The sequence below is a fragment of the Promicromonospora panici genome (assembly GCF_900608595.1).
GTDB lineage: Bacteria > Actinomycetota > Actinomycetes > Actinomycetales > Cellulomonadaceae > Promicromonospora > Promicromonospora panici.
The window spans coordinates 1-26551 of record NZ_UWYY01000015.1; the positions used below are offsets into that span (position 1 = coordinate 1).

The 26551-nt window shown below is 70.8% G+C and carries 21 protein-coding genes; 17 read left to right on the plus strand and 4 right to left on the minus strand.

From position 1 onward, the window contains the following. Positions 1–19: 19 nt before the first annotated feature. From uvrB to EW117_RS17925, 3 genes are all read left to right on the plus strand, one after another. On the plus strand, positions 20–2134 hold the full coding sequence (gene uvrB / locus EW117_RS17915; protein ID WP_129788080.1) for an excinuclease ABC subunit UvrB: 2115 nt from the start codon (positions 20–22) through the stop codon (positions 2132–2134). 93 nt (positions 2135–2227) lie between these two features. After that, complete coding sequence (locus EW117_RS17920; protein WP_129788081.1) at positions 2228–3199, plus strand: NAD(P)-dependent alcohol dehydrogenase; 972 nt, start codon at positions 2228–2230, stop codon at positions 3197–3199. Positions 3200–3510: 311 nt separating this feature from the next. Next, positions 3511–4566, plus strand: a complete 1056-nt coding sequence (locus EW117_RS17925) for a TerC family protein (protein ID WP_129788082.1) — start codon at positions 3511–3513, stop codon at positions 4564–4566. 132 nt (positions 4567–4698) lie between these two features. On the opposite strand, the gene EW117_RS17930 is transcribed toward EW117_RS17925, so the two are convergent. Beyond that, positions 4699–5565, minus strand: a complete 867-nt coding sequence (locus EW117_RS17930) for a hypothetical protein (RefSeq protein ID WP_129788083.1) — start codon at positions 5563–5565, stop codon at positions 4699–4701. A 139-nt stretch (positions 5566–5704) separates the two neighbouring features. Continuing rightward, positions 5705–5986: a YciI family protein gene (locus tag EW117_RS17935; RefSeq protein WP_129788084.1), complete on the minus strand. Its 282-nt coding sequence runs from the start codon at positions 5984–5986 to the stop codon at positions 5705–5707. Positions 5987–6075: 89 nt separating this feature from the next. Here EW117_RS17935 and sthA point away from each other — a divergent pair, with 89 nt between their 5' ends. From sthA to EW117_RS18005, 14 genes are all read left to right on the plus strand, one after another. Continuing rightward, positions 6076–7494, plus strand: coding sequence for a Si-specific NAD(P)(+) transhydrogenase (gene sthA / locus EW117_RS17940; RefSeq protein WP_129788085.1), 1419 nt, complete (start codon positions 6076–6078; stop codon positions 7492–7494). A 74-nt stretch (positions 7495–7568) separates the two neighbouring features. Further along, on the plus strand, positions 7569–10397 hold the full coding sequence (locus tag EW117_RS17945; protein ID WP_129788086.1) for a tetratricopeptide repeat protein: 2829 nt from the start codon (positions 7569–7571) through the stop codon (positions 10395–10397). An 81-nt stretch (positions 10398–10478) separates the two neighbouring features. Further along, on the plus strand, positions 10479–13427 hold the full coding sequence (uvrA, locus tag EW117_RS17950; protein WP_129788087.1) for an excinuclease ABC subunit UvrA: 2949 nt from the start codon (positions 10479–10481) through the stop codon (positions 13425–13427). Between the two features lie 129 nt (positions 13428–13556). After that, positions 13557–14042: an OsmC family protein gene (locus EW117_RS17955; protein WP_129788088.1), complete on the plus strand. Its 486-nt coding sequence runs from the start codon at positions 13557–13559 to the stop codon at positions 14040–14042. Between the two features lie 63 nt (positions 14043–14105). Beyond that, positions 14106–16040 (plus strand): excinuclease ABC subunit UvrC, encoded by a 1935-nt coding sequence (gene uvrC, locus EW117_RS17960; protein WP_129788089.1) that lies wholly within the window; start codon positions 14106–14108, stop codon positions 16038–16040. Between the two features lie 19 nt (positions 16041–16059). Beyond that, a complete protein-coding gene (rapZ, locus tag EW117_RS17965; RefSeq protein WP_129788090.1) occupies positions 16060–16998 on the plus strand; it encodes an RNase adapter RapZ in 939 nt (312 codons plus the stop codon). After that, positions 16995–18005, plus strand: coding sequence for a gluconeogenesis factor YvcK family protein (locus tag EW117_RS17970; RefSeq protein ID WP_129788091.1), 1011 nt, complete (start codon positions 16995–16997; stop codon positions 18003–18005). The genes rapZ and EW117_RS17970 overlap by 4 nt, the downstream gene beginning before the upstream one ends. Positions 18006–18273: 268 nt before the next feature. Beyond that, positions 18274–19191, plus strand: coding sequence for a DUF1684 domain-containing protein (locus EW117_RS17975; RefSeq protein WP_129788092.1), 918 nt, complete (start codon positions 18274–18276; stop codon positions 19189–19191). 133 nt (positions 19192–19324) lie between these two features. Next, a complete protein-coding gene (whiA, locus tag EW117_RS17980; protein WP_129788093.1) occupies positions 19325–20305 on the plus strand; it encodes a DNA-binding protein WhiA in 981 nt (326 codons plus the stop codon). A gap of 310 nt (positions 20306–20615) precedes the next feature. Beyond that, positions 20616–21620 carry a type I glyceraldehyde-3-phosphate dehydrogenase gene (gene gap / locus EW117_RS17985; RefSeq protein ID WP_129788094.1) on the plus strand — a complete coding sequence of 335 codons (1005 nt, stop codon included), beginning with the start codon at positions 20616–20618 and terminating at the stop codon, positions 21618–21620. A 114-nt stretch (positions 21621–21734) separates the two neighbouring features. Further along, positions 21735–22934, plus strand: coding sequence for a phosphoglycerate kinase (locus EW117_RS17990; RefSeq protein ID WP_129788095.1), 1200 nt, complete (start codon positions 21735–21737; stop codon positions 22932–22934). Positions 22935–23002: 68 nt separating this feature from the next. Then, positions 23003–23773, plus strand: coding sequence for a triose-phosphate isomerase (tpiA, locus tag EW117_RS17995; RefSeq protein WP_242504374.1), 771 nt, complete (start codon positions 23003–23005; stop codon positions 23771–23773). A 257-nt stretch (positions 23774–24030) separates the two neighbouring features. Then, positions 24031–24273 (plus strand): preprotein translocase subunit SecG, encoded by a 243-nt coding sequence (gene secG, locus EW117_RS18000; protein ID WP_020014806.1) that lies wholly within the window; start codon positions 24031–24033, stop codon positions 24271–24273. 54 nt (positions 24274–24327) lie between these two features. Next, complete coding sequence (locus EW117_RS18005) at positions 24328–24690, plus strand: RNA polymerase-binding protein RbpA (RefSeq protein ID WP_129788097.1); 363 nt, start codon at positions 24328–24330, stop codon at positions 24688–24690. Between the two features lie 75 nt (positions 24691–24765). On the opposite strand, the gene pgl is transcribed toward EW117_RS18005, so the two are convergent. Together pgl and opcA are read right to left on the minus strand one after the other, a co-directional pair. After that, positions 24766–25572, minus strand: a complete 807-nt coding sequence (gene pgl / locus EW117_RS18010; protein ID WP_129788098.1) for a 6-phosphogluconolactonase — start codon at positions 25570–25572, stop codon at positions 24766–24768. Then, positions 25572–26501 carry a glucose-6-phosphate dehydrogenase assembly protein OpcA gene (gene opcA / locus EW117_RS18015; RefSeq protein WP_129788099.1) on the minus strand — a complete coding sequence of 310 codons (930 nt, stop codon included), beginning with the start codon at positions 26499–26501 and terminating at the stop codon, positions 25572–25574. Before opcA ends, pgl begins: the two co-directional genes overlap by 1 nt. Positions 26502–26551 lie beyond the last annotated feature (50 nt).

Sequence of the window (26551 nt, forward strand, 5' to 3'; positions counted from 1 at the left end):
TCGGTCGTACCGTAGTCACATGCGACCCGTGACCGATCTGCAGCGCACGGTGGCCCCGTTCGAGGTCATCTCCGAATACGAGCCGGCAGGCGACCAGCCGACGGCGATCAGCGAGCTGTCCGACCGCATCCAGGCGGGCGAGAAGGACGTGGTGCTGCTCGGCGCCACCGGTACGGGTAAGTCGGCGACGACGGCCTGGCTGGTCGAGAAGCTGCAGCGACCCACCCTGGTGATGGCGCCGAACAAGACGCTCGCCGCGCAGCTGGCCACGGAGTTCCGGGAACTGCTGCCGAACAACGCCGTCGAGTACTTCGTCTCGTACTACGACTACTACCAGCCCGAGGCGTACATCGCGCAGACTGACACGTACATCGAGAAGGACTCGTCGATCAACGACGAGGTGGAGCGCCTCCGGCACTCGGCCACGTCGTCGCTGCTCACGCGGCGCGACGTCATAGTGGTCGCCTCGGTCTCGTGCATCTACGGCCTGGGCACGCCGCAGGAGTACGTGGACCGCATGGTCCGGCTCGACGTGGGCGACGTCGTGGACCGGGACAAGCTGCTGCGCCAGTTCGTGACCATGCAGTACACGCGCAACGACATGTCGTTCACCCGCGGCACGTTCCGGGTGCGCGGCGACACCGTGGAGATCATCCCGGTGTACGAGGAGCTCGCGATCCGGATCGAGATGTTCGGCGACGAGATCGAGTCGATCCAGACCCTGCACCCGCTCACGGGTGACGTCGTCCGCAACGAGCAGTCGATCTACGTGTTCCCGGCGACGCACTACGTGGCGGGCCCGGAGCGCATGGAGCGGGCCATCGGCGGTATCGAGAAGGAGCTCGAGGACCGGCTGGCCGAGCTCGAGAAGCAGGGCAAGCTGCTGGAGGCGCAGCGCCTGCGCATGCGCACCACGTACGACATCGAGATGATGCGCTCGATCGGCACCTGCGCCGGCATCGAGAACTACTCGATGCACATCGACGGCCGCGACCCCGGCACGGCGCCCAACACGCTGCTCGACTACTTCCCCGAGGACTTCCTCCTCGTGATCGACGAGTCCCACCAGACGGTGCCGCAGATCGGCGCGATGTACGAGGGCGACGCCTCGCGCAAGCGCGCGCTGGTCGACCACGGCTTCCGCCTGCCGAGCGCCATGGACAACCGCCCGCTGAAGTGGGAGGAGTTCACGGAGCGCATCGGGCAGACGGTCTACCTGTCCGCCACCCCGGGCGACTACGAGCGTTCGCTGTCCGACGGCGTGGTCGAGCAGGTCATCCGCCCCACTGGCCTGGTCGACCCCGAGATCGTCGTGAAGCCGACGACCGGACAGATCGACGACCTGCTGGGCGAGATCCGGGACCGGGTGGACCGCAACGAGCGCGTGCTGGTCACCACCCTGACCAAGAAGATGGCCGAGGACCTCACGGACTACTTCCTGGAACGCAACGTGCGGGTACGTTACCTGCACTCCGACGTCGACACGCTGCGCCGCGTCGAGCTGCTGCGCGAGCTGCGGCTCGGCGAGTACGACGTGCTCGTGGGCATCAACCTGCTGCGTGAGGGCCTCGACCTGCCCGAGGTGTCGCTCGTGGCGATCCTCGACGCCGACAAGGAGGGCTTCCTGCGGTCCGGGCGGTCCCTCATCCAGACCATCGGCCGCGCGGCTCGTAACGTGTCCGGCCAGGTGCACATGTACGCGGACAAGATCACGCCGGCCATGCGCGAGGCGATCGAGGAGACCACCCGGCGCCGCGAGAAGCAGGTCGCCTACAACACCGAGCGCGGGCTCGACCCGCAGCCGCTGCGCAAGAAGATCGCGGACGTCACTGACATGCTCGCCCGCGAGGACCTGGACACCCAGGAGCTGCTGGCCGGCGGGTACCGGAACGCCCGCAAGGCGAAGGGCGAGGGCCGGGGCGCCCGCGTGCCGGGTACGCCGAAGGAGGCCGCGACGTCGGGCAACCGGCTGGCGGGTGCGGCGGCGAGCGAGCTGGCCGAGCTCATCCAGGAGCTGACCGAGCAGATGCACGCGGCCGCAGCAGAGCTGCAGTTCGAGGTGGCGGCCCGGCTGCGTGACGAGATCTCGGGGCTGAAGAAGGAGCTGCGGCAGATGCAGGCCGCGACGGCGTGAGGTTCATCCTTGACCTGGTCACGGGCCTGGAGGACGCTGATCCCGCGAGAATCCAGAGCACGTCAGGGAGCGGGGCAGGGCCAGGAGGCCGTGATGCGGGCACTGACGCAGGACAGGTACGGCTGGGACGCCCTCGGGGTGCGTGACCTGCCCGACCCGGTGCCCGGCGCGGAGCAGGTCCTGGTGCGGGTCTACGCGGCCGGCGTCAACCCGTACGACTGGCACTACGCCGCGGGGCAGCCGTTGGTCGCCCGCCCGATGCTGGGCGGGTTCACCGGACCGCGACCGCGGGTCCGGGGCGCCGACCTGTCCGGCCTCGTCGTGGCGGTCGGGCCCGGCGTCACCACCTTCGCGGTGGGCGACGAGGTGTTCGGGTTCGGTGTCGCGGGGACTTTCGCCGAGCTGGCCGTCGCCGCGGTGGACGGTCTCGCCCACCGGCCGGTCGACCTCACGCACGTGGAGGCGGCGGCCATGCCGATGGCCGCGGTCACGGCGCTGCAGTTCCTGCGTTCCGCGGGCCTCACGGCTGGGCAGCGGATAGCGATCACCGGCGCGGGCGGTGGGATCGGCCACTTCGCGGTGCAGATCGCGACCGCCTGGGGCGCTGACGTCACGGGCGTGTGCAGCGGGCGCAACGCCGCGATGGTGCGTGAGCTGGGCGCCTCCGACGTCGTCGACCACACCCGCGCGGACTTCACCGCCGGAGACCAGCGCTACGACGTCGTCTTCGCCAATGCCGGCCGGTACCCGCTGCGCGCGCTCGGGCAGGTCGTGGCGCCGGGCGGGGTGGTCCTCGCCAACGACGGGAGCAAGGACGGCCTGCTCGGATCCATGCCCGACATGGTCTCCGCGCCGCTGGTGTCGAGGTTCCGGCCGTACCGGGTCGTCAACGTCGCGCTGTCCGAGAGCGGCGCGGACCTCGCCGCGCTCGCCGGGATGGTGTCGCACGGCGTGCTGCGGCCTGTCGTGAGCGCCACGTACCCGCTCGACGACGCGGTGGAGGCGATCCGGCAGGTGGCGGGGCACGGCCACGCGCGGGGCAAGCTGGTCGTCACGCTGGTCTGACCGGCACCGACCCGCGCCTGGCGGGGCACCTGCCCGCACTCCGGCGGCTCGCCGTTCCGTGCCGTACGTCACGTTCAGGAACAAACCTCGCGTCCCGTATGCTTCCTCCGTTGGAGGGGAGTACCTCGAAACGGCTTGGTCGTCATCACAGCTGCCGATGACGTCAGCTCGGCCTGGCCGGCTCGTCGTGCGTCATCGCCTGGTTTCGTCCAGGCTGGTGCGCGGGCGAGCGAGGAAGACCTCCGGTGCCCTGCTGTACTCACCGGAGGCTCGATGCGGTCGCGCGTTCCTCCCAGTTCCGGAAGGAAACAATGGTCCACGAACTTCCCGTGACCTTCGAGGCGATCTCGCTCGGGGCGATGCTCGTCCTGCTGATCGCCGACCTCCTCATCGTCGGCCGACGACCGCACGTCCCGTCCATGAAGGAGAGCGCCATCTGGGTGGGCTTCTACGTGGGCCTGGCGGTGATCTTCGGGTTGGTCGTCTGGGGCGTCGGTGGCGTCACGCCGGCGGCGGAGTTCTATGCCGGCTGGCTCATGGAGTACTCCCTGAGCGTCGACAACCTGTTCGTGTTCGTCATCATCATGGCCCGGTTCGCGGTGCCCCGGGACCAGCAGCAGCGCGTGCTGATGATCGGCATCATCATGGCGCTGATCTTCCGCGCCGTGTTCATCCTCGCGGGTGCGGCACTGATCGAGCAGTTCACCTGGCTCTTCTACATCTTCGGCGCGTTCCTCATCTACACGGCGATCCAGCAGGCGATCCCGGAGACGCCGGAGGAGCACGACGACTACAAGGAGAACGCGCTCATCCGCGTGATGCGGCGGGTCCTCCCGCTGCACCACCAGTACAACGAAGGGAAGCTGACGACCACGATCGACGGCCGCCGGCTCTTCACCCCGCTGATCATCGTGTTCCTGGCGATCGGCTCCACGGACGTCCTGTTCGCTGTCGACTCGATCCCCGCGATCTTCGGCATCACGCGGGACCCGTTCATCGTGTTCGCGACGAACCTGTTCGCGCTGATGGGCCTGCGCCAGCTCTACTTCCTGCTGGGCGGTCTGCTCGACCGGCTGGTGTACCTGCCGTACGCCCTCTCGGCGATCCTCGGCTTCATCGGTATCAAGCTGATCCTCGAGGCGCTGCACACCAACACGCTGTCGTGGATCAACGGCGGTGAGGGCTTCGAGTGGGCGCCCGAGGTCCCGATCTGGCTGTCGCTCACGGTGATCGTCGTATCGCTGGCGGTCGGCACGGTCGCGAGCCTTATCAAGTCGGCGTACGACGAGCGGATCGACGCGGCGCGGATCGCCGCCGAGAAGGCCGAGGAGGAGGCCGAGGAGGCGGCGGAGGAGGCGGCGAAGTAAGGGCCTGACCGCCGCGAGCTTCGCCGGCCAGGTTCCGCTGGTCGAGCTCGTTCCGCTGGTCGAGCTCGTCGAGACAGGTCTCGACGAGCTCGACCGGCGGAGACCGGCGGAGACCGGCGGGGACACCAGTAGTCAGACGGTGGTGTAGTCCATCTGGATCGCGAAGACGTTCCTGTCCCCGGACCGGAGCGTCCCGGAGAACGCCCGGTCGTGGGTGTCGGGCTCGGCGGGCGCCCTCGGCTCGACGTCGACCACGCAGGTCTGGCCCGCCGCCGCGAGATGGTCGGCCCGTAGCCGGTAGACGCCGGCCTGCCACTGGGCGTCCGGTCCGGCGGCCGCCTCCAGGACGTGGTCGAAGAGCGCGAACGACGCGTAGCCCGCCACGGACACGGGCAGCGCCGGGTAGCCGGCGAAATGCCCCTGGCACATGATGGCCTCGACGGCCAGCTTGGCCGTGGCGTTGTGGGTGTCGGCGGCGACGTCGGCGAGCGGTGCCGGCGCGCTGTACGGATTGCCGGGCTCGGCCGCGTCGGGGCCGGTGGCCGGGCCCATGAGGCGCCGGAAGACCGGTACCGACATCACGAGGTACTCGAGGTCGAGCCGCGCGACGATGTTCCCGTCGTCGTCGTGCAGCTCGGTCTCGGCGACCGCCCGGTTGCGCCCGGTCATCCGGGCGCTCGCGGTCCCGTGGAGAGTGGTCAGGGTCCCCACGGGTGGGTACATCCGGCCGACGCCGCGGTGGGCGAGGTAGTAGTGCCGAGTGCTCTTCGGGTTGGTCGACGCGGCGGCGCACAGGCCGAGGATGGCGAGGTGCCGGCCCGCTTCCGCCACGTTGATCAGGGTTGCCTGCCGCCCGGTGGGCGTCTGGACCGGGACCGTGGCACCGGCGAGCCCGGGGGCGGGGCTGGCCAGGTCGCGGAGTGCGTAGTACGGCGGCGTCACGCAGATGCGCGGGCCGATCTCCTCGTAGGTTGCCGTCGTACTCTCGACAGAGGTCATATGGTGCCTCCCCGAACGTAGTCAGCAGTGCTCGAACAGGCATCATGCGCACCACGAAGCACGCCACGCTATGCCTCGAACGTGACTATTGCGTAAAACTATTCCTATGACCTGATATTGGGTGAATTTTGGCGGTTCTCTACCCCGCCAGGCCGCCGATCACCACGTCCCACTGGCGCACGCTGCGCTCGGCGATGACGCCCCGGACCTCGAACGGGTCTGCGTCGAGGACGGCCAGCGCCGCGTCCGAGGACTCCGCCTCCACGATGACGAGCGCACCGATCCCGCCGTCGACCGGGCCGGAGGCGCGGACCACGCCCTCCGCGTTGAGGCCGCGCAGGAAGTCACGGTGGCTGGGGCGGACCTCGTCGCGGGTGGCGACGTCGTCGGTGTAGGTGTAGCTGACGGCGTAGATGCTCATGGGCGTCAGCCTGCCATCCGGGCGGCGGCACCGGTAAATTCTTGATGAAGTCGCTCGTCACTGACGGTTCCTACCGCCACACTCGGACCATGGACGCACGTGAGAACCACTACGACCTCGTCGTGATCGGTTCCGGCCCCGGTGGCCAGAAGGCCGCGATCGGCGCCGCGAAGCTCGGCAAGAGAGTCGCCGTGGTCGAACGGCGCGACAAGGTCGGCGGCGTGAGCCTGCACACCGGCACCATCCCGTCCAAGACCCTGCGCGAGGCGGTGCTCTACCTGACCGGGCTGCAGATGCGCGACGTGTACGGCTCCAGCTACCGGCTCAAGGAACACATCACCGTCCCGGACCTCCTGGCCCGCCTGCAGCACGTCATCGGGCGCGAGATCGAGGTGGTGCGCAGCCAGCTCGCCCGCAACCACGTCGAGACCGTCGTAGGCAGCGCCCGGTTCGCCGGGCCGCACGACATCGAGGTGACGGACGCCGAGGGCGACGTCGTCCGGCGGCTGACCGCCGACAAGATAGTCGTCGCAGTCGGCACCCGGCCCGCCCGGCCCGCCAACATCGCGTTCGACGGCGTCCGCGTCGTCGACTCGGACGGGATCCTCGACATGACCGAGGTGCCGCGGACCATGGTCGTGGTCGGCGCAGGCGTGATCGGCATCGAGTACGCGTCGGTCTTCGCCGCGCTCGGCGCACGCGTCACGGTCGTGGAGGCCCGCGAGAAGATCCTCGACTTCTGCGACTCGGAGGTGGTCGAGGCGCTCAAGTTCCAGCTGCGCGACCTGTCGGTCACGTTCCGGCTGGGGGAGACCGTCGAGTCCGTGACCGCCGGCGAGGACGGCACGGTGACCGCCCTGGCCTCCGGCAAGCGGATCCCGGCCGACTGCGTGCTCTACTCGGCCGGCCGGCAGGGCTCCACCGACGGGCTCGAGCTCGCTGCCGCCGGGCTCGCGGCGGACAAGCGCGGGCGGCTGCAGGTCGACAAGCAGTTCCGCACCGACGTCGAGCACATCTACGCCGTCGGCGACGTCATCGGGTTCCCGGCGCTCGCCGCCACGTCGCAGGAGCAGGGGCGGCTCGCGGCCTACCACGCGTTCGGCGAACCGGTCTCGTCCGTGCTGGAGCTGCAGCCCATCGGGATCTACACGATCCCGGAGATCTCCTACTGCGGGGACACCGAGGACCAGCTCACCACGGCGGGCGTGCCGTACGAGGTGGGGGTCGCGCGCTACCGCGAGCTGGCGCGAGGGCAGATCGTGGGCGACTCCTACGGGATGCTCAAGCTGCTCGTCTCCACCGAGGACCGCAAGGTGCTGGGCGTGCACGTCTTCGGTACGGGGGCCACGGAGATCATCCATATCGGGCAGGCGATCATGACCACCGGCGGCACCGTCGACCATCTCGTCGACACCGTGTTCAACTACCCGACGCTGTCCGAGGCCTACAAGGTCGCGGCGCTGGACGCGACCAACAAGATGCGCGACGTTGAGCGGTTCGGGCTCTGACGGCGGGGCGATGGCGGGCTCCGGCGGCGACGTATTCGTGAACTGCGTGAAACGGTTTGCGTCTACCCCTTGCGGTGCTGGACGTTCGTCCGGTTGACTGGCTCATCGTGGTGGTCTCGGAGGTGTCGACCCGGTTGGCCGCCGCGGTCCGGGCCGCCCGCACGGCGGTACGCCGCGGCCCGCTCCAGGCTGCTCCGGGCGACGCGCCACGGGACGCCGCCCAGTGGCCGACTGCGCTCCTCGACCCGGCCGAGGCCGTCGTCCCCTTCATGGGCCGAGAGCAGGAGCTCGACGAGCTCCGCTCGTGGGCCGAGCGCTCCGCGCCGATCAGCCTGCGGCTCGTCATCGCTCCCGTGGGCTTCGGCAAGACCCGCCTCGCGAACGAGTTCGGCACCCGCATGGGCGAGTCCGGCTGGACCGTGGTCCCCGTGCCGCGCGGCCGGGAGGCCGCCACGGTCCGCGCCCGACCGCAGGGCGACGTGCTGTTCGTCGTGGACAACGCCGCTACCCGGCTCGGCCTGGCCACCATGCTCGACGCCGTGGCCCGCCGCGCGCACGGCCGCACCCGCGTCCTCCTGCTCGCCCGCGTCGCCGGGGAGTGGGTACGCCGGCTGCGCTGGGGCTCGACGCTCTGGACGCGCCTCGAGCGCGACGACGCCACACAGACCGCGCTCGACCTGCCGCTGGCGCCCGGGCTGCCCGACCTGACCGTCCTGGAGGCCGCCGTCGCGGCGTTCGCCGAGCGCCTCGGCGTCGAGGACCCCGGCGTGTCCGCGGTGCGCCTGCCCGAGCCGGTCGGCGGCACCCGGGTGTCCGACCTGCACGCGGCCGCGGCGCTCGCGGCCCTCGAGGCGGCGGGTGCGCCCGTCCCGGCGACCGAGCCGAACCCGGTGCGCGGGCTCCTGGAGGTCGCTGCGAGCTCGTGGGCGTGGTCGGCGCGCGAGGCCGGGCTGGAGCTCACCATCGACGAGGTCCAGGACGTCGTGGCGGCGGCGTGCCTGCTCGGCGCGGACGACGTCGCGAGCGCGCGCGACGTGCTGCGCCGCGTCGTCCCGGGGCTGCCGGGACGCGCGGGGGCGCGCTGGCTGCTCGGGCTGCAGGGTTCCGCGGTCGAGCTCGGGGCGAGCGCGGCCGGGCACGACCGGATGGGCGACCTGCTCATCGTGGAGCGGCTCGGCAGGTCGGTCGCCCTGGTGGGCTCCTGCACGTGGGGCCTGTCCCGCAAGGTCGCGCTCCGGGTGGTGCGCATCGCCCGCCGGCTCGAGGTCGAGCTGGGCGAGGTGTCCGGGGTGGCCGACCTGACCGGCGAGCTCCTGCGCCGCGCCGCCGACTCCTGCGGCGACGACCCGCGCGCCCTGCGGACGATGTTCGTGCTCAAGCCGCGCAGCCTCCTCGGCGGGACCGCCGACGACGTCGACCGCGGCCAGCAGGCGGTCGCGGCGGCTCGGGATGCCGTGGGCCGGGCCGAGGCACTCTCCGACCTGGGCGTCGCGCTGAAGGAGTCGGGCCGGCTGGCCGAGTCGCTCGACACCCTGGACGCCGCCGTCGCGGCCTGGCGCCGGCTCGCGGCGGGCGACGCCGACCGGTACCGCACTGCGCTGATCGACACGCTCAACACGCTCGGTAGTGCGCACTGGGGGGCCGGGCTGCCGCAGGAGGCGTCGGTGCTGCAGCTCGAGGCGCTCGAGCTGTGCCGGGCGGCACCGGACCGCGACGTGAGCTGGGTGGAGCCCGAGCTGGCCCGGACCCTGATCAGCCTGACCGTCTCGTTCGACGAGACCGGGCGCCCCCAGGAGCACGAGGCGGGGATCGCGGAGGTGATCCCGATCCTGCGGACCCTCGTGGCGCGCGACCCGCGGCAGTGGGGCGTCGCCCTGGCGCAGACGCTGTCCAACCGCGCGGTGACGCTGACCGAGAGCCGCCCGGAGGAGGCACCGCCGGTCGCGCTGGAGGCGCTGGAGCTCAGCCGCAAGCTCGTGCTGCAGTCCGCCCAGCGGCACCGTCCGCAGCTCGGTTTCGCGCTGACGAACCTGGGCAACGCGTATGCGGCGCTGGGCCGGGACCGGGAGGCGATCGAGCCGCTCGACGAGGCCGTCGCCCTGCGGCGCGAGCTCGCCCGCGAGAATCCCGTCGCGCACACGTGGACCCTCGCTTACACGCTCGCGTCGCTCGGCGCCGTCCGCTCCCGGCTCGGCGACCTGGACGAGGCGATCACGGTCGAGCGCGAGGCGGTCCTGCTCCGTCGTCGGCTCGTCCGGGAGAACCCGACCCGGTACCGCCGGATGCTGGCGGCGTCCCTGTCGAACCTCGCTGTCACCTACTCGCGGTCCGGCGAGCCGGAGGAGGCGCTGCCCCTGGAGCAGGAGGCGGTGGCGATCCGGCGCGGCCTGGCGGACGAGGGGCAGCCCGGCGAGGAGTACCTGGCGCGCTCGCTGTCCAACCTCGGCGTGCTCTTCTCGGAGCTGGGCCGGGCCGCCGACGCCGTGGCGCCCAGCGAAGAGGCAGTCGCCCAGCTGCGGCTCCTGGCCGTGAGCGATCCGGACCGCTTCGAGCCCGACCTCGCCGACGCGCTGCTCAACCTGGGGGCAGCCCTCATCGACGCCGGCCGGCCGGACGCGGGCGCCGAGCCGACGGCGGAGGCGGTGCGGGTGCGCCGGGACCTCGCGCGCCGGAGCCCGGACCTCCACCTGCCGGGCCTGGCGGCTGCGCTGTCGAACATGGTGTCGGTCCACCTCGAGCTGCAGAAGCTCGACTCCGCAGCGGAGTACGCGCAGGAGGTCGTGGACGTGCGGCGTCGGCTCGTGGACGGGTCCTACGCCCACGAGCAGGACCTGCTGCGGGCGCTGGACCTGCAGGCACGCGTGCGGCGATCGGGCGTGGCCGGCGGCCGTCCGGTGCACTGACGCACCCGGGTGTGACGAGTCTGTCAGAATGAGTCATAGAACAGGCGTGCGAATGTCAGTGGGTCGCCCTAGTATGCCTCTGTGAGCAATCGCCTCGTCGTCTCGGGAGCCCGAGAGCACAACCTCAAGAACGTTTCTCTGGACCTGCCCAGGGACCGGCTGATCGTGTTCACAGGGCTGTCGGGTTCCGGTAAGTCGTCGCTCGCGTTCGACACGATCTTCGCCGAGGGTCAGCGCCGGTACGTCGAGTCCCTGTCCGCGTACGCGCGCCAGTTCCTGGGTCAGATGGACAAGCCTGACGTCGATTTCATCGAGGGGCTGTCGCCCGCGGTGTCGATCGACCAGAAGTCGACCAACCGCAACCCGCGCTCCACGGTCGGCACCATCACGGAGGTCTACGACTACCTGCGCCTGCTCTTCGCGCGCGCGGGTACGCAGTACTGCCCGGTGTGCGGCGAGAAGGTGCAGTCGCAGACGCCCCAGCAGATCGTCGACCAGATCCTCGAGCTGCCCGAGAACACGCGGTACCAGGTCCTCGCGCCCGTGGTTCGCGGTCGCAAGGGCGAGTACGCCGACCTGTTCAAGGAGCTGCAGGCCAAGGGCTTCTCCCGGGCCCGGGTCGACGGCGAGGTCGTGCAGCTGACCGACCCGCCCACGCTCGAGAAGAAGCTGAAGCACGACATCGAGGTGGTCGTGGACCGGCTCGTGTCGCGCGAGGGTGTGCAGCGCCGGCTCACGGACTCCGTGGAGACTGCGCTCACCCTGGCGAACGGCCTCGTGATGATCGAGCTGGTCGACGCCGACATCGACGACCTGACGCGTACCCGGAAGTTCTCGGAGAAGCGTGCCTGCCCGAACGAGCACACCCTGGCGCTCGACGAGATCGAGCCACGGACCTTCTCGTTCAACGCGCCCTACGGTGCATGCCCGGAGTGCACCGGCATCGGCTTCCGCCTGGAGGTCGACCCGGACCTCATCGTGCCGGACGACGAGCAGACGCTGCGTGGTGGCGCCGTCGCCCCGTGGGCGCAGACGTCGTCGGAGTACTTCGAGCGCGTGCTGACGGCGCTCGCCGACGAGATGAAGTTCTCGATGGACGTGCCGTGGCGGGCGCTGCCCCAGCGGGCCAGGGACGCGATCCTGCACGGGCGCGACCACAAGGTGCACGTCAAGTACAAGAACCGCTGGGGCCGCGAGCGGCAGTACTCGACCGGGTTCGAGGGTGCGGTGACGTTCCTTGAGCGTCGGCACCGCGAGACCGACTCCGACTGGTCCAAGGAGAAGTACGAGGCCTACATGCGCGAGGTCCCGTGCCCCACGTGCGGCGGAGCGCGCCTCAAGCCCGAGGTGCTCGCGGTCAAGGTGGACGGGCTGTCCATCGCCGACGTCTGCCGCCTCCCCGTGGGCGAGGCCGCCGAGTTCCTCAAGGGCATCGAGCTCGGCGTCCGCGAGGCGCAGATCGCGACCGAGGTGCTCAAGGAGATCCACGCGCGCCTCGGCTTCCTGCTCGACGTCGGACTGCACTACCTGACCCTGGAGCGCCCCGCCGGCACGCTGTCCGGCGGCGAGGCCCAGCGCATCCGGCTCGCCACCCAGATCGGCTCCGGCCTGGTCGGCGTCCTGTACGTGCTGGACGAGCCGTCGATCGGCCTGCACCAGCGCGACAACCGCCGCCTCATCGAGACGCTGACCCGGCTGCGGGACCTGGGCAACACGCTGATCGTCGTCGAGCACGACGAGGACACGATCCGCGCGGCCGACTGGATCGTCGACATCGGCCCGGGTGCCGGCGAGCACGGCGGCGACGTCATCCACTCGGGCGACTACGCCGGGCTGCTGGAGAAGAAGGACTCGCTCACCGGCGCGTATCTGTCCGGCCGCCGCTCGATCCCGGTCCCGGCCGTGCGCCGCCCGATCGACAAGGACCGCCAGGTCACGGTCGTGGGCGCCCACGAGAACAACCTGCGGAACGTCGACGTGTCGTTCCCGCTGGGCGTGCTGACCGTCGTGTCCGGCGTCTCCGGGTCCGGCAAGTCGACGCTGGTGAACTCGATCCTGTACACGGTCATGGCGAACCAGCTCAACGGCGCCCGCCGTGTGGCGGGGCGGCACAAGCGCGTGACGGGCCTGGAGAACCTCGACAAGGTCGTGCACGTCGACCAGGGGCCGATCGGCCGTACACCGCGCTCGAACCCCGCGACGTACACGGGCGTCTGGGACCGGATCCGCAAGATCTTCGCCGAGACCGAGGAGGCGAAGGTCCGCGGGTACGGGCCGGGCCGGTTCTCGTTCAACGTCAAGGGCGGCCGCTGCGAGGCCTGTGCGGGCGACGGCACGATCAAGATCGAGATGAACTTCCTGCCGGACGTCTACGTGCCGTGCGAGGTGTGCCACGGGGCGCGGTACAACCGCGAGACGCTCGAGGTGCACTTCAAGGGCAAGACGGTCGCAGACGTCCTCGACATGCCGATCGAGGAGGCCGCGGAGTTCTTCAAGGCGTTCCCGGCGATCTCCCGGCACCTGTCCACGCTGGTCGACGTCGGCCTGGGCTACGTGCGGCTCGGGCAGCCTGCGCCCACGCTCTCCGGTGGTGAGGCGCAGCGCGTCAAGCTGGCGGCGGAGCTGCAGAAGCGGTCGTCGGGCCGCTCGGCGTACGTGCTGGACGAGCCGACCACGGGCCTGCACTTCGAGGACGTCCGGCGGCTGCTGGGCGTGCTGCAGTCACTGGCCGACAAGGGCAACACGGTCATCGTGATCGAGCACAACCTCGACGTCATCAAGAACGCCGACTGGGTGGTCGACATGGGGCCCGAGGGCGGCAGCGGCGGCGGCATCGTCGTCGCGCAGGGTACGCCCGAGGCGGTCGCGACGGTCCCGGAGAGCCACACCGGTACGTACCTCGCGGAGATCCTCGAGGTGCACGCGCAGGCCGGTGAGGTCCCGGTGCTGCAGCCCACGAACGGCGCGGCGAAGCGGAAGCCAGTGGCCAAGAAGGCGCCGGGCAAGGTCAAGGCCGGCGCGGGCGCCTGACCAGAGCTCGCGAGGGGAAACGGGTACGCCTGGGACGAGGTAACGGTGAGGTAGCAGTGCTCCCTCTCCGTTACCTCGTCCCGGGCGTTTCCGTTTCCCCCGGACCGGTTTACCCATAGGGTGGGCAGCATGAGCGGAGCCACGCATGACTACGCCGTAACGGTGCGGTGGACGGGCGCAGGGGACGCGGGTACGTCGTCGTACACCTCGTACTCGCGTGACCACGAGATCGATCTGCCGCACAAGCCGCCCCTGCTCGGGTCATCGGACCCCGCGTTCCGGGGCGACCCTGGCCGGTACAGCCCGGAAGAGCTGTTCGTCGCGAGCCTGAGCCAGTGCCACATGCTGTGGTTCCTGCACCTGGCGGCGGAGTCGGGCCTGGTCGTGCGGGAGTACACCGACGCGGCGACCGGCACCATGCGCGTCGAGTCGCGGGGTGAGGGTGCGTTCAAGGACGTGACGCTGCACCCGAAGGTCGTCACCGACCCGGGCGAGCTCGCGACGGACGAGCACCTCGCGGCCCTGCACCACAAGGCCCACGCGATGTGCTTCATCTCCCGGTCGGTGAACTTCCCGGTCCTCGTCGAGCCCACCCCGCTGCGCGTCGCCGTGTGACGCTGCGCGTGGTGGCCTGACCGCGGTTCACCGCGTGTCAGTGGCAGCGCATAGGTTTGGGTCATGGCGGATCCAGCTACCTATCGACCCAAGGCGGGAGAGATCCCGACGTCGCCCGGTGTCTACCGGTTCCGCGACGAGCACGGCCGGGTCATCTACGTGGGCAAGGCGAACAACCTGCGCCAGCGTCTGGCGAACTACTTCCAGGACGTTGCGCACCTGCACGAGCGCACCCAGCGCATGGTGACGACCGCGGCGTCGGTCGAGTGGACCGTGGTCGGCACGGAGGTCGAGGCGCTGGCCCTCGAGTTCACCTGGATCCAGCAGTACGACCCGCGGTTCAACGTGAAGTACCGGGACGACAAGTCCTACCCGTATCTCGCCGTGACCCTGGGCGAGGAGGTCCCGCGCGCCCAGGTCATGCGCGGGGCCAAGCGCAAGGGCACCCGCTACTTCGGCCCGTACGGGCACGCGTGGGCGATCCGTGAGACCCTCGACCTGCTGCTGCGGGTGTTCCCGATCCGGACGTGCTCGGCCGGGGTCTACAAGCGGGCCGGCCAGTCGGGCCGCCCGTGCCTGCTCGGGTATATCGACAAGTGCTCCGCACCCTGCGTGGGCCGCATCAGCGTGGACGACCACCGGGCCCTGGTGCTGGACTTCTGCGACTTCATGGCCGGTGACACCGCGAAGTTCGAGCGGCGGCTCACCAAGCGCATGCAGGAGGCGGCCGCCGAGATGGAGTACGAGCAGGCGGCCCGCCTGCGCGACGACATCGAGGCGCTACGGCGCGCCACCGAGAAGAACGCGGTGGTGCTCGGCGACGCCACGGACGCCGACGTCTTCGCCCTGGTGGGGGACGAGCTCGAGGCCGCGGTCCAGGTGTTCCACGTGCGCGGGGGCCGCATCCGCGGCCAGCGCGGCTGGGTCGTCGAGAAGGTGGAGGACATCACCGACGGCGAGCTCGTGGAGCACCTGCTGCAGCAGGTGTACGGATCCGCTGAGGAGACGACGGGGGCGGAGGCCCGGGACGCCGTGCCGCGCGAGGTCCTCGTGCCGGTGCTGCCGCCCGACCTGGAGCAGATCGGCACCTGGCTCAGCGGCCTGCGCGGCGCCCGCGTGGACGTGCGCGTGCCCCAGCGCGGCGACAAGAGGGAGCTCGCGGCCACCGTCCGCAAGAACGCCGAGCACGCCCTCATGCTGCACCGCACGCGGCGCGCCGGTGACCTCACGACCCGCAGCCAGGCCCTGCAGGAGATCCAGGAGGCGCTCGACCTGGAGTCGGCTCCCCTGCGCATCGAGTGCTACGACATCTCGCACACGCAGGGCACCTACCAGTCGGCGTCGATGGTCGTCTTCGAGGACGGCCTGCCCCGCAAGAGCGAGTACCGCTCGTTCAGCATCCGGGGGTCCGACGGCGATGGTGCCCGCGACGACACGCAGGCCATGCACGAGGTCATCACGCGCCGCTTCAAGCGCTACCTCAGCGACCGGCTCAAGGCCAACGACGTCGAGATGGCCGACGGCGAGGTCGTCGCCGACGCGCCGGAGGAGAAGGCGCGCTTCGCGTACCCACCGAGCCTCGTCGTGGTCGACGGCGGGCCGCCCCAGGTCGCCGCCGCGAAGCAGGCGATGGACGAGCTCGGCATCACCGACGTCGCGCTCTGCGGCCTCGCCAAGCGGCTGGAGGAGGTGTGGGTGCCGGGCGAGGACTACCCGGTCATCCTGCAGCGCTCCAGCGAGGGCCTGTACCTGCTGCAGCGCGTCCGCGACGAGGCGCACCGGTTCGCCATCACGCAGCACCGCAGGCGGCGCAGCAAGGGCATGACGGCGTCCGTGCTCGACGACGTACCGGGGCTCGGGCCGGCGCGCAAGAAGATGCTGCTGACCCACTTCGGGTCGGTCAAGCGGCTCAAGGCCGCGAGCGTCGAGGAGATCGCCAGCCTGCGCGGTATGGGGGACAAGACCGCCGAGGCGGTGGTGGCGGCCCTGAAGGCCTGACGCTGGCATGCTTGGAGCCATGAGCAACACCGAGCCGTCGCCCACCACCGCACCCGACGGAATCGCCGAGGTCGAGGCGTCCACGCCCGCTCCCGAGCACAGCCAACCGCAGGTGCTGGTGATCACCGGAATGTCGGGCGCCGGCCGTTCGCGCGCGGCTGCCGTGCTGGAGGACCTCGACTGGTACGTGGTCGACAACCTGCCGCCCATGATGCTCGTGCCCCTGGTCGACCTCATGGCCAAGGGTTCGAGCATCGAGCGCGTCGCCGTCGTCGTGGACGTGCGCGGCCGGCACTTCTTCCCGGAGCTGGACAAGGTCCTCGCGCACATGACCGAGGCCGGGGTGGCCTACCGGATCCTCTTCCTGGACGCCAGCGACGAGGTCCTCGTGCGCCGCTTCGAGCAGGTGCGCCGCCCGCACCCCCTGCAGGGCGACGGCCGCATCCTGGACGGCATCGCCGAGGAGCGGTCCGTCGTCGCGACGCTTGCCGAGCGGGCCGACCTGCGGATCGACACGTCCGAGCTGTCCGTCCACGACCTCGCCCGCGAGATCCGCGCGTGGCTCGCACACGACGCCACCGAGGTGCTGCGCATCAACGTCATCTCGTTCGGGTTCAAGTACGGCATACCCCTGGACGCCGACCACGTGGTGGACGTACGGTTCCTGGCCAACCCGTACTGGATCACCGAGCTGCGGCACCTGACGGGACGTGACCAGCCCGTACGCGACTACGTGCTCGCCCGACCGGGCGCCGTCGAGTTCGTGGACCGCTACGTCGACGCCCTGGCGCCGGTGCTCGCCGGCTATCTCAACGAGGAGAAGCGCTACGTGACCATCGCCGTGGGATGCACGGGCGGCAAGCACCGGTCCGTCGCGATGTCGGACGCCATCGCCGAACGTCTTCGCGCCCGGGGACAGCTCGTCTCCGTCTCGGCGCGTGATCTGGGCCGCGAATGATCCCGCACGCACCGGGGCTGCCCGACGCGCCCGCACCGGAGTGGAGCAAGAACCCGTCAGTCGTCGCACTGGGCGGGGGCCACGGCCTTTCGGCAAGCCTGTCCGCGCTGCGCCTCATGTCGGACCGCCTCACGGCCGTCGTCACGGTGGCCGACGACGGCGGCTCCTCCGGCCGGCTGCGCGAGGAGCTCGACGTGCTGCCCCCGGGCGACCTGCGGATGGCGCTCGCGGCGCTCTGCGATGACTCGGAGTGGGGCCGTACGTGGAGCGCGATGCTGCAGCACCGCTTCTCGTCGTCGGGCGAGCTGGACAACCACGCCATGGGCAACCTGCTGATCGTGGCGCTGTGGGAGCTGCTCGGCGACGAGGTGGAGGGCCTCGACTGGGTCGGCCGCTTGCTCGGCGCCCGTGGCCGGGTGCTGCCGATGGCCTCGGTGCCGCTGGTCGTCGAGGCGGACGTCCGGCACGCCGCGGCGCCGGGGGAGCCCGAGCCGGCGCTGCAGACCGTGGTCGGGCAGAGCAAGGTGGCCGTCACCGAGGGCCGGATCGAGCAGCTGCGCCTGCTCCCGGCGGATCCGCCCGCCGCGCCGGAGGCGGTGCAGGCCGTGCTCGACGCCGACTGGGTGGTCCTGGGGCCGGGGTCCTGGTACTCGTCGGTGCTCGTCCACCTGCTGGTGCCGGCCCTCGCGGACGCCCTGCACACCACCAAGGCGCGACGCTGCGTGACGCTGAACCTGTCGGCGGAGAACGGCGAGACCGAGGGGCTCACCGCCGTCGACCACCTGGAGGCGCTGCACAAGCACGCTCCAGGCCTGCGGATCGACGCCGTCCTGGCCGACCCGTCCGCCGTCGAGGACGTGACGGCCCTGGAAGCCGCGGCCGCGTCCATGGGCGCACGCGTGATCATGCGGCAGGTCCGGCGCGGCGACGACACCGCCCGGCACGACGGGCTACGCCTCGCCGCCGCCTACCGGGACGTGTTCGAGGGCATCTACGGCGACGTCTGACGTTGCCCGCCTGCGGCCGGTCCCGTCCGGGCTGCGGGGCCTGGACGGGCCGTGACCCGGCCGGCGGTGCGCTCCGTTGACATGCCCTGATCAGCGACGTAACTTCGAGCAGACAATTCCCTATCAATCCGATACACATTGGACTGATAGGATAAATTGCCTGCGACTTCACCCGTTCGCAGAACAACCATTCGGGCCGCCCAGCCGTCCTGTAGCGGTGGGGGCAATTGCTGCTACAGGCGGCACCCCGACCGAGAGGACATGAGACATGACCGAGGCTCCGCAGACCGGTACGCCCAGCGTGACCACCATCGACGACGCCGCCGTCCGCGCGCACGTCGCATGGCGCGCCGCGCGCGAGCGTGAGCTGCGTGAGCCATACGGGCCCTTGAGTCCGGTCGCCCTGCACTGGCCGACGTCGCGGCCCCAGCGCCTGCCCGGCCTGCCCGGCGAGTGGTGGTCCGCCAACGGGGCGCTGTTCACGCAGCCCGTAGCGGGGGACACGACCGCGCTGACCGGCGAGCACATCGAGCCGGACGGCCCGACGGCGATCGGCGTCCGCGACGGGCGCAGCCGCATCCTCGGCACGTTCCTCCCGGACGGGCGCGACAGTTCCGTGGAGGGCCCGGACGGCGAGCGCGCGGTCGCGGTCGAGGTCGTGCTGCGCACGGGCCGGCACGGCGTCCGACCGCTCGATCCGCAGGCCGCCACGCGTACCGCGTTCGACGGCGTCCCGACGTTCGACTACGACCCCGCGTGGGTGCTCGACGTCCCCGTGCGCTGGTACGACGAGCCGGAGGCCGTCACCGTGGGCAGCGCGCGGGCGGGACTGGTGCACCACGTCGAGGCGTTCGGCGAGGTCGACCTCGTGGTCGGGGGGCACGCGGCCACCCTCGCGCTCACGGGCAGCCTGACGGCGCCCGTCGTCGTGTTCAGCGACGAGGCCGACGGCGTCGCGCCGTGGCGGGTGCTCCAGGTCACCACTCCGGACGGCGCGGGCGCCGGCGCGGACCAGACGGACGAGGCGGCGGAGGTGGCGATCGCGACGTCGGACACGCTGCGCCTGGATCTGAACCGCGCGGTGAACCCGTCGTACGCGTTCACGGACTTCGGGACCAGCGCCGCGCCGCTGGCGGGCAACCACCTGCCGTTCGCCGTGACGGCGGGGGAGAAGGCGCCGCGGTGAGGCGCGTTTTCGCGAGGGCTGGCCGGTCGTGGCGTGGCGAACAACATGTGTGACGCGACACGCCGAGACAAAACGCCCGAGTTTCCGCGATTCCACCCGGTTGGTCGGCGCGTGACCATGGCAGTATGACGCCATGGCGCTCACGGGACAGGTCAAGGAGGAGCTCGCGCGGGTGAGGGTGGCGAAGACGTCCTGCCGGAAGGCGGAGGTCTCCGCCACGCTGAGGTTCTCCGGCGGGCTGCACATCATCTCCGGTCGGGTAGTGATCGAGGCCGAGCTCGACACGGAGTCGGCCGCTACCCGTCTGCGGCATGCCATCCACGACCTGTACGGGCACACGAGCGAGCTCATCGTGGTCCAGGCGGGTGGGCTGCGGAAGACCTCGCGGTTCGTGGTGCGGGTGGTGCGTGAGGGCGAGTCGCTCGCCCGCCAGACCGGACTCCTCGACGCGCGAGGCCGCCCCGTGCGCGGCCTCGCGCCCGAGGTCGTGTCAGCGGGCGTGCAGGAGGCGGAGGCCGTGTGGCGCGGCGCGTTCCTGGCGCACGGCTCGCTCACCGAGCCCGGCCGGTCGATGGCCCTCGAGATCACCAGCCCCGGGCCGGAGGCGGCGCTCGCGCTCGTCGGGGCAGCCCGCCGCCTGGGCGTGGCCGCCAAGTCCCGCGAGGTGCGCGGCATCGACCGCGTGGTGATCCGCGACGGCGACTCGATCGGGCGGATGCTGGAGCGGATCGGAGCCCCCGAGACGCTCAAGGTCTGGGAGGAGCGGCGGGAGCGCCGCGAGGTGCGCGGCACGGCCAACCGCCTCGCGAACTTCGACGACGCGAACCTGCGCCGCTCCGCCCGGGCCGCCGTGGCGGCGGGCGCGCGGGTGCAGCGGGCCTTCGAGATCCTGGGCGACGAGCTGCCGGACCACCTGCGCCAGGCCGGTGAGCTGCGCCTCGCGCACAAACAGGCGTCGCTGGAGGAGCTGGGACGGCTGGCCGAGCCGCAGCTGTCCAAGGACGCCGTGGCGGGCCGGATCCGCCGTCTGCTGTCGACGGCGGACAAGCGCGCCCTCGAGCTGGGTATACCCGACACCGAGGCAGGGCTCCCCGCTGACCTGCTCGATCTCTGACCCGCGCCCGCTCGGCCTGTGCTGCCCGCCCGCCCACCCTGGGGCCGGGTCGGATCCGGTTTGTGAGAACGAACAGAACCGTGAGTTCCATGCTGTCCGGCTCGGGTCACGGTTCGGCCGGGTTCGGGTATAGGCTCGAATTCGTCAGGTGACGACGCCGTGACCATCGCGTTTCCCGTTCGGGTCGTCGCGGGGTCGCGGCGCCCGGAAATCCCGGCAACGCACTTCGCCGTCGGGCATCGACGGCAGTCGCGAAAGAACCAAGGAAACGTGTGCGCCGGGACGGCCGGCGCCCCCTGAGGAGGGCATTGTGACCATCCGCGTCGGCATCAACGGCTTCGGCCGTATCGGCAGGAACTTCTACCGGGCTCTCGTCGAGTCGGGTGCAGACATCGAGGTCGTCGGTGTCAACGACCTGACCGACAACAAGACGCTCTCGCACCTGCTCAAGTACGACACCGTCCTGGGCCGGTTCGGCAAGACCGTCGACTTCGACGACGAGAACATCATCGTGGACGGCAAGAAGATCCGTGCGCTCGCCGAGCGCGACCCCGCGAACCTCCCCTGGGGCGAGCTGGGCGCGGACATCGTCATCGAGTCCACCGGCTTCTTCACGGACGCCACCAAGGCCAAGGCGCACATCGACGCCGGCGCCAAGAAGGTCATCATCTCGGCCCCGGCCAAGAACGAGGACGCCACCTTCGTGATGGGCGTCAACAACGAGCTGTACGACCCGGCGGCGCACCACATCATCTCGAACGCGTCGTGCACCACGAACTGCCTGGCCCCGCTGGCCAAGGCGCTGAACGACTCGATCGGCATCGAGCGTGGCCTCATGACCACGATCCACGCCTACACGGGTGACCAGAACCTGCAGGACGGTCCGCACAAGGACCTGCGCCGCGCCCGTGCGGCCGCGCAGAACATCGTCCCCACCACGACCGGTGCCGCCAAGGCCGTGTCGCTGGTGCTCCCGGAGCTCAAGGGCAAGCTGGACGGCTACGCGCTGCGCGTGCCGGTCATCACGGGCTCGGCCACGGACCTCACGTTCGAGGCGCCGCGTGACGTGACGCTCGAGGAGGTCAACGCCGCGGTCAAGGCCGCCGCCGAGGGCCCGCTCAAGGGCATCCTGGAGTACGTCGAGGACGACATCGTCTCCTCGGACATCGTGACCAACCCGCACCAGAGCATCTACGACGCGAAGCTCACCAAGGTGATCGGCAACCAGGTCAAGGTCGTCTCCTGGTACGACAACGAGTGGGGCTACTCGAACAGCCTCGTGAACCTCACCGTGTTCGTCGGCGAGAAGCTCTGACCTTCTTCGTCCCAGCGTGAACCACGACGTCCGCGTGCGCATCGGCCTGCCGGCGCACGCGGACGTCGTCGTGTCACGGAACCTCGGCAGCTGGAATCTCACTCTGGAGTGCTCATGAAGACCATCGACTCCCTCGGCGACCTGCGCGGCAAGCGCGTCCTGGTCCGCTCCGACTTCAACGTCCCGCTCGACGGGACCACCATCACCGACGACGGCCGCATCCGCGCGGCCCTGCCGACGCTGAAGCGGCTGACCGACGCCGGCGCGCGCGTCGTCGTGATGGCACACCTCGGCCGCCCCAAGGGCACGCCGGACCCCCAGTACTCCCTCGCGCCCGTCGCGGCCCGCCTGGGTGAGCTGCTCGGGCAGGACGTGGTGCTCGCCGAGGACCTCGTCGGCCCGTCGGCGAAGGCGACCGCGGAGGCACTGGCCGACGGCCAGGTCGCCCTCCTGGAGAACGTCCGGTTCGACGCCCGCGAGACCGCCAAGGTCGACGCCGAGCGCGCCGAGCTGGCCGGCGAGCTGGCGCAGCTCGCCGACGCGTTCGTCTCGGACGGCTTCGGCGTCGTGCACCGCAAGCAGGCGTCGGTGTACGACGTCGCGCAGGTGCTGCCCGCCGCGGCCGGTGACCTGGTGCTGGGCGAGGTCGAGTCGCTGTCGAAGGCGACCGGCGACCCCGAGCGGCCCTACGCCGTCGTGCTCGGCGGGTCCAAGGTGTCGGACAAGCTGGGCGTCATCGCGAACCTGCTGACCAAGGCGGACCGCCTGCTCATCGGCGGCGGCATGGTCTTCACGTTCCTGGCGGCCAAGGGGCTCTCGGTGGGCAACAGCCTGCTGGAGGAGGACCAGATCGAGACCGTCAAGGGCTACATCGCCACGGCGGAGGAGAACGGCGTCGAGATCGTGCTGCCCGTCGACATCGTGGCGGCGGACTCGTTCGCCGCGGACGCGCCGCACCAGGTCGTCGGCGCCGACGCGATCCCCGACGGCACCCTGGGCCTCGACATCGGCCCGGAGTCGGGCAAGCTGTTCGCCGGCAAGCTCGCCGACGCGAAGACCATCGCGTGGAACGGCCCCATGGGCGTCTTCGAGTTCGAGGCGTTCGCCGCGGGCACCAAGGCCGTGGCGCAGGGCATCATCGAGGCGACGACGGCGGGCGCGTTCTCCATCGTGGGCGGCGGCGACTCGGCGGCTGCCGTGCGCGCCCTCGGCTTCGACGAGGCCGGGTTCAGCCACATCTCGACCGGCGGAGGCGCGAGCCTGGAGCTGCTGGAGGGCAAGGAGCTCCCGGGGCTCACCGTCCTCGCCGACTGACACCAGCCGTACCTCCACAGAACTCATAACGAAGGAAGAAACACGTGGCTACCACTCGCACGCCGCTGATGGCGGGCAACTGGAAGATGAACCTGGACCACCAGCAGGCGATCAGCACGGTCCAGAAGCTGTCCTGGTCCCTGAAGGACGCCAAGCACGACTACTCCGCGGTCGAGGTGGCTGTGCTGCCGCCGTTCACCGACCTGCGGTCGGTGCAGACGCTCGTGGACGGCGACAAGCTGGAGCTCGTCTACGGCGCCCAGGACATCTCCAAGCACGAGTCCGGCGCGTACACCGGCGAGATCTCCGGGTCGATGCTGTCGAAGCTGGGCTGCACCTACGTCGTCATCGGGCACTCGGAGCGCCGTGAGTACCACGCCGAGTCCGACGACCTCGTGAACGACAAGGTGCGCGCCGCCTTCGCCCACGGCCTGACCCCGATCCTGTGCGTCGGCGAGGGCCTGGAGGTCCGTAAGGCGGGCAACCAGGTGTCGTACACGCTGGCGCAGGTCGAGGCCGCGCTGGTCGACGTCCCGACCGAGCAGATCGCGCAGATCGTCATCGCCTACGAGCCCGTCTGGGCCATCGGCACCGGCGAGGTGGCGACCCCGGAGGACGCGCAGGAGGTGTGCGGCGCGATCCGCCGGGTGCTCGGCGAGCTGTGCGACCCGAGCGTCGCCGACGGCGTCCGCGTCCTGTACGGCGGCTCGGTGAAGTCGGGCAACGTCGCGCAGATCATGGCGCAGCCGGACGTCGACGGCGCCCTGGTGGGCGGGGCGAGCCTGGACCCGGAGGAGTTCGCCAGAATCGCCCGCTACCAGTCCCACGTCACCGCCTGATTGGTTGTGGGCGTGATCGTTGCGCCTAGAACGGGCACGTAGCAGCAACGATCACGCCCACAACCACGCCGTGTGAGACCGTCTCGCAACCTGGCTGAGGTACCCTCGCTCGGGCGTGATGTTCCGGGTGTGACTCCTGCTCAGGGCGCTACAAACCCCTGAGCAGGGCGTTCGCACTGTGAGGTACGTCTCGCTTACTCTTGACCGATCCGCCGCCGGGAGACGCCCGGCACACCTACAACCGAGGACGTGAACCCGTGGACGCGCTCCGCATCATTCTGGAAGTCCTGCTGGTCCTGACCAGCGGCTTTCTCACCATGCTCATCCTGCTCCACAAGGGCAAGGGTGGCGGACTGTCCGACATGTTCGGTGGCGGTATCTCGATGGGCGCCGGCTCGTCCGGCGTTGCCGAGCGGAACCTCAATCGCATCACCATTGCCTTCGCCCTCGTGTGGGCCGTGGTGATCGTCCTGCTCGGACTCATCCAGAAGGTCAGCTGACCCGGTCGCCAAGCGCCTAGCAGCTGACGGCCACACACAGAGGGGACGACAGACGTGGCATCAGGCGGTCATGCGATTCGGGGGAGCCGGGTAGGCGCCGGCCCCCTCGGGGAGACGGAGCGCGGCGACACAGCGCCCCGGATCCGAGTTTCTTACTGGTGTGCCAACGGGCACGAGACAGCACCGAGCTTCTCGGTGGGCGAGGACGTCGAGGCCCCAGCGCAGTGGGACTGTCCGCGCTGCGGCTTCCCGGCGGGGATGGATCCGGTGAATCCGCCGTCTCCGGTGCGGAACGAGCCGTACAAGACGCACCTCGCCTACGTGAAGGAGCGCCGGTCCGACGAGGACGGCGCCGCTCTCCTGGAGGAGGCGCTGGAAGCACTGCGCATCCGCCGCGGCGGACGCGTAGCACGCTAACGTTTTTTGCAGTGGCGACGTAGAGCGCCTGTCCTGGTCATCTGACCGGGACAGGCGCTCTACGTGCTTCGCGGGTCAGTTCCGGGCGCCGGCCGCTTGCGCGTCCAGCAGCCACAGTGTGCGGGCCTGGCCGACGGCGCCCGCGGCCGGGACCTCCGTCACCGGGCCGTCGGCCAGCGCCGCGGCCACCTGCTCCGCCTTCTCGGCGCCCGCCGCCACGATCCACACCTCGCGGGCGGACCGGATCGCGTCGAACGTGAACGAGATCCGCTCGGGCGGCGGCTTGGGTGAGCCGTGCACGCCCGTCGTCGTGCCCTGGGCGGCCAGACCGTCGTGGCCGGGGAACAGGGACGCGACGTGCCCGTCCGGCCCCATACCGAGCAGCAGGACGTCGAAGGCGGGGACCGCGACGGTGCCCTCGCTCTGCTTGCTCGCGCCCCGCTCGCCCGCGTGCTCGCGCAGGAGCGCCGCGTAGGCCGTGGCGCCCTCCTCGGGAGTCGTGACGGACGTCGGCCCCGGCATGGGGTGGACGTTGGCCTCGGGGAGCCCGTGCTCGGCGACGAGGCCGTCGAGCAGGGCCTCCCGCGCCTGCGTCTCGTTCCGGTCGGGGTCGCCGTCCGGCAGGAACCGCTCGTCGCCCCACCACAGGTGGACACCCGACCAGTCGACGGCCGGCACCAGCGGGCTCGCGGCGACCGCCGCGAGCGTCGCGATGCCGACCGAACCACCCGTGAGCACCACGTGCACGGGGGAGCGCACCGACTGCACGTCCAGCACACGCGTGAGCAGCCGTGCGGCCGCCGCCTGCGCGAGCACCTCCTTGTCGGGGTGCACGACGACGAGCCGCACGCCCGGCGTCGTGCCGACTGCCGGGTGAGCCATCAGGCCGCCGTCCGCGTGGTGATGTTCCCCAGGCCCCGCATGAGGGTCTCCTCGAAGACCTCGTCGGGGTCGAGCCGGCGCAGCTCCTCGATCAGTGCCTCGTTGAGCGCCCGGATCGGCAGGGCGATGCGACGCGCCGGCTTGCCCGGCTGCGTGATCGTCACGGTGCGCCCGTCGGGACGGTCGAGCACGATCGGCCCGCTCCTGCGCTCCAGGGTCACGCGGGTGATCGCGTCGTCGCTGTCGGTGCGCACCACCTCGGCCGGGCAGTTCAGCCGGGTGCCGAGCCAGGCCGCGAGCAGGTCGAGCGATGTGTGCCGCTTCTGGCCCTCGACCGTGACGCCGAGCACCGGCTCGTACGGCGGCTGCTCGACGGCGGCCGCGATGAGCGCCCGCCAGAGCGTGACGCGCGCCCACGCGAGGTCGGTGTCCCCGGGGGCGTACGTCCCGGCGAGGTTGCCGAGCATCTCCACGGGGTTCTTCGCGATGGTGCTGTCGATGATCCGGCGGGCCGCCATGGCGCCCACCGGGTCCTGCGACGGCACCGCCGGCGCCTCACGGGGCCACCAGGCCACGATCGGGGCGTCGGGCAGCAGGAGCGGCATCACGAGGGTGTCCGTCCGCTCCAGGAGCGGACCGAAGGCGCGCAGCACCACCACCTCGGAGGCGCCGGCGTCACCGCCCACGCGGATCTGGGCGTCCAGCCGGGCGTCGGTACCCCGCGCCGCCGGGGCGACGACGATGACCCGGCACGGGTGCTCGCGGCTCGCGTCGTTGGCGGCCTCGACCGACTCCTCGACGTCACGCTCGTCGGCCAGGACCACGAGCGTGAGCACGCGGCCCAGGGCCACCGCGCCACCCTCGTCACGCAGGCGTACGAGACGCTTGTTGACCTGGTTGGTCGTGGTATCCGGCATGTCGATGATCATTGCGCCGTACTCGCCTTCTCGATGTGGCGTCGTGTCGTCAACCGCGTCAC

Coding starts and splice junctions, on each gene's coding strand:
- EW117_RS17925 (WP_129788082.1), top strand. CDS start 3,511: ATGGTCCACGAACTTCCCGTGACCTTCGAGGCGATCTCGCTCGGGGCG.
- whiA (WP_129788093.1), top strand. CDS start 19,325: ATGGCGCTCACGGGACAGGTCAAGGAGGAGCTCGCGCGGGTGAGGGTG.
- EW117_RS17990 (WP_129788095.1), top strand. CDS start 21,735: ATGAAGACCATCGACTCCCTCGGCGACCTGCGCGGCAAGCGCGTCCTG.
- opcA (WP_129788099.1), bottom strand. CDS start 26,501: ATGATCATCGACATGCCGGATACCACGACCAACCAGGTCAACAAGCGT.
- EW117_RS17975 (WP_129788092.1), top strand. CDS start 18,274: ATGACCGAGGCTCCGCAGACCGGTACGCCCAGCGTGACCACCATCGAC.
- pgl (WP_129788098.1), bottom strand. CDS start 25,572: ATGGCTCACCCGGCAGTCGGCACGACGCCGGGCGTGCGGCTCGTCGTC.
- EW117_RS17935 (WP_129788084.1), bottom strand. CDS start 5,986: ATGAGCATCTACGCCGTCAGCTACACCTACACCGACGACGTCGCCACC.
- rapZ (WP_129788090.1), top strand. CDS start 16,060: ATGAGCAACACCGAGCCGTCGCCCACCACCGCACCCGACGGAATCGCC.
- uvrC (WP_129788089.1), top strand. CDS start 14,106: ATGGCGGATCCAGCTACCTATCGACCCAAGGCGGGAGAGATCCCGACG.
- uvrB (WP_129788080.1), top strand. CDS start 20: ATGCGACCCGTGACCGATCTGCAGCGCACGGTGGCCCCGTTCGAGGTC.
- tpiA (WP_242504374.1), top strand. CDS start 23,003: ATGGCGGGCAACTGGAAGATGAACCTGGACCACCAGCAGGCGATCAGC.
- EW117_RS17920 (WP_129788081.1), top strand. CDS start 2,228: ATGCGGGCACTGACGCAGGACAGGTACGGCTGGGACGCCCTCGGGGTG.
- EW117_RS17930 (WP_129788083.1), bottom strand. CDS start 5,565: ATGACCTCTGTCGAGAGTACGACGGCAACCTACGAGGAGATCGGCCCG.
- EW117_RS17955 (WP_129788088.1), top strand. CDS start 13,557: ATGAGCGGAGCCACGCATGACTACGCCGTAACGGTGCGGTGGACGGGC.
- sthA (WP_129788085.1), top strand. CDS start 6,076: ATGGACGCACGTGAGAACCACTACGACCTCGTCGTGATCGGTTCCGGC.
- EW117_RS17970 (WP_129788091.1), top strand. CDS start 16,995: ATGATCCCGCACGCACCGGGGCTGCCCGACGCGCCCGCACCGGAGTGG.